The sequence below is a fragment of the Dethiosulfatibacter sp. genome, assembly GCF_983023055.1.
The window spans coordinates 1-2,527 of sequence record NZ_CEZJXU010000389.1; the positions used below are offsets into that span (position 1 = coordinate 1).

Annotated in this window: 2 protein-coding genes; both read left to right on the forward strand. The window is 37.4% G+C overall.

The window, feature by feature from the left end; all coding sequences use genetic code 11:
* Positions 1–745: efflux RND transporter periplasmic adaptor subunit (locus AC3AX0_RS11430; RefSeq protein WP_487550411.1), on the forward strand; the 745-nt coding region annotated here is incomplete at its 5' end.
* Between the two features lie 4 nt (positions 746–749).
* A partial coding sequence (locus AC3AX0_RS11435) for an efflux RND transporter permease subunit (RefSeq protein WP_487550412.1) occupies positions 750–2,527 on the forward strand: 1,778 nt, incomplete at its 3' end.

Sequence of the window (2,527 nt, forward strand, 5' to 3'; positions counted from 1 at the left end):
AGAGAATGTCATATCATTGTCTTCTTTAGAGCAGGCTGAACTAAGTATGAGCATTTCAGAAAAAGAATATCTTCAGGTTGTAGAACTTTTCAATAAAATCCTTGAAGGTTCAAGCGATGAAGATATCCAGTCTTCCTACTCTGTCTATTTAGCTGCAAAAAATGCCTATGAAGGATACAAATCCATTATTGAAGATTCAATTTTATATAGTGACTCTTACGGCACTGTCCTTTCTGTTTTCAACGAGGAAGGAGATGCCGTTGCTTCAGGTTATCCCATAGTCATCACAAGTAGCAACGAGCTGGTTGTGGAAGTTGGTATTTCCATCAAAGATGTCTACAAGCTTGACAAAGATATTCAATCAAAAGTTGTAATCAACAAAATTACCTTTAATGGAACCATAGAATCAATCAGTGAAATTCCAGACCCCAATTCCCTCGCCTACCTCACAACTATAAACCTTGACAGTTCCACTGATAATATTCTCATTGGTTCCACTGCCAAGGTTGAATTCATCCTTGGAAAAACAGAAGGCATATGGCTTGATATATCCACTGTACTCAATGACGGAGAAGACTACGTATACCTAGTTGAAGACGGAAGAGCCTCAAGACGAAACATCACTATAATGAATATAAACGAAGACAAGATTCTGGTTAAAGGTGTAGACCCAGGTAATGAAATCATTACCTTAGGACTGGACAGCGTACTTGAAGGATATAAAGTGAAAAGTCAGGAAAGGTGATATCATGAATGGATTAATACATTTTTCAGTACACAACAGAAAGGTTACCGTAATATTGGTTGTCATTCTGATGATATCCGGAATAATTTCCTATACCAGTCTGCCCAGACAGGAAAATCCTGATGTAACAAGTCCTTCTGCAATGATTACAACAATATATCCCGGCGCTTCTGCTGAAGAAATCGAATCACTCATAACAAAACAAATCGAAAATGAAATTTCCATTCTTGAAGGAATTGAAAACATAGAATCCATTTCCTCAAGCAATGTATCTGTTGTTATTGTAACCATAAACTATTCAGTGGACAAAGATGAACAATGGTCAAATCTCAATAAGATTATAAACTCCATTAAAGACGACCTTCCAGAAGGATCCCATGCTCCTGAGATCGATACGGAGAATATGGTTGAAACTGCAGGTCTCATAATCACATTGTCAGGAGAAGGTTTCTCCTATGACAAACTCTCCTACTTTGCAGAAAACATAAAAAACGACCTTCTGAGGGTTGACGGCATTAAAAAAGTCAATATAGAAGGAGATCTTGAAAAGCAGGTATATGTAGAAATCAACCTAAACAGTCTTGACAAGACAGAATTATCTGTTGAAGACGTATACAACCTTTTACTTATTCAAAATATAAACATACCTTCCGGTTCCCTTGATACCTCTTCAGGAAAAATAAACGTAAGCATACCGGGAACTTTTGAAGACATACATGACATAGAAAATCTAGTTATCCATATTTCAGACAATTTCGGAATAACCAGACTAAAAGATATTGCAAATATCCATATGGGTTATAATGATGATGTAAAAAAATTCAAAACAAACAAGAATCCTGCAGTTCTAATAACAGGTTATTTTAAAGATGACCAAAACATAGTAAAAATCGGAAAAGATGTTGAGGATGTTCTAAACAAAAAACTGGCCAATCTTCCTCAAAATATCAAGGCTGAAAAGCTTGTCTATCAACCTGATGAAGTAAAAAACTCCATCAACAAGTTCATACTAAACCTTCTGGAAGGAATACTGTTTGTAATAGTGACAGTATTTATTGGCATGGGATACAAGAATGCTGCGATAGTATCAACTGCAATTCCCTTCAGCATATTCCTCACCTTCACTATAATGCGCTATATGAAAATTGACCTTCACCAGATTTCCATAGCTGCACTTATAATTGCCCTCGGAATACTGGTGGACAACTCAATAGTAGTTACGGATGCCATACAGGTGAAGCTCGATGAAGGCGTTGAACCAGTAAAGGCTTCAATTGATGGAGCTCTAGAAACATCAGGCCCCGTATTTTCATCTACACTTACTACAGTAGCTGCATTCGCTCCCCTCATAGCTCTTCCAGGAGAAGCTGGGGAATTTACCAAGTCCCTTCCTTCAGTAGTCATTATTTCCCTTACAGCTTCATATTTTGCAGCAATGCTTCTTGTCCCTGCCCTTACCTGTATTTTCAAAGGTAAGGTGAAAATGATTTTACCTGGCAAAAACAGAACCAAAAAACTTTTCGCTTCAATGCTGCAAACCGGACTAAAACACAGCGTAGTGACTATAGTTTCCATCTTTGCCTTCTTTGCCCTTTCAGTAGGCATAGGCCTCTATTTCCTTCCTGTGGAAATCTTCCCCTTTGCAGACAAAGATTATCTTTATATAGACGTAACCAACGAAAAAAAAGGCGACATTAGGAATACCGAGGACCTAATTGATGAAATAAGTAAAATACTAGACAAAGAAGAAAACATTACAGGTTATACATCAAGTGTGGGAGG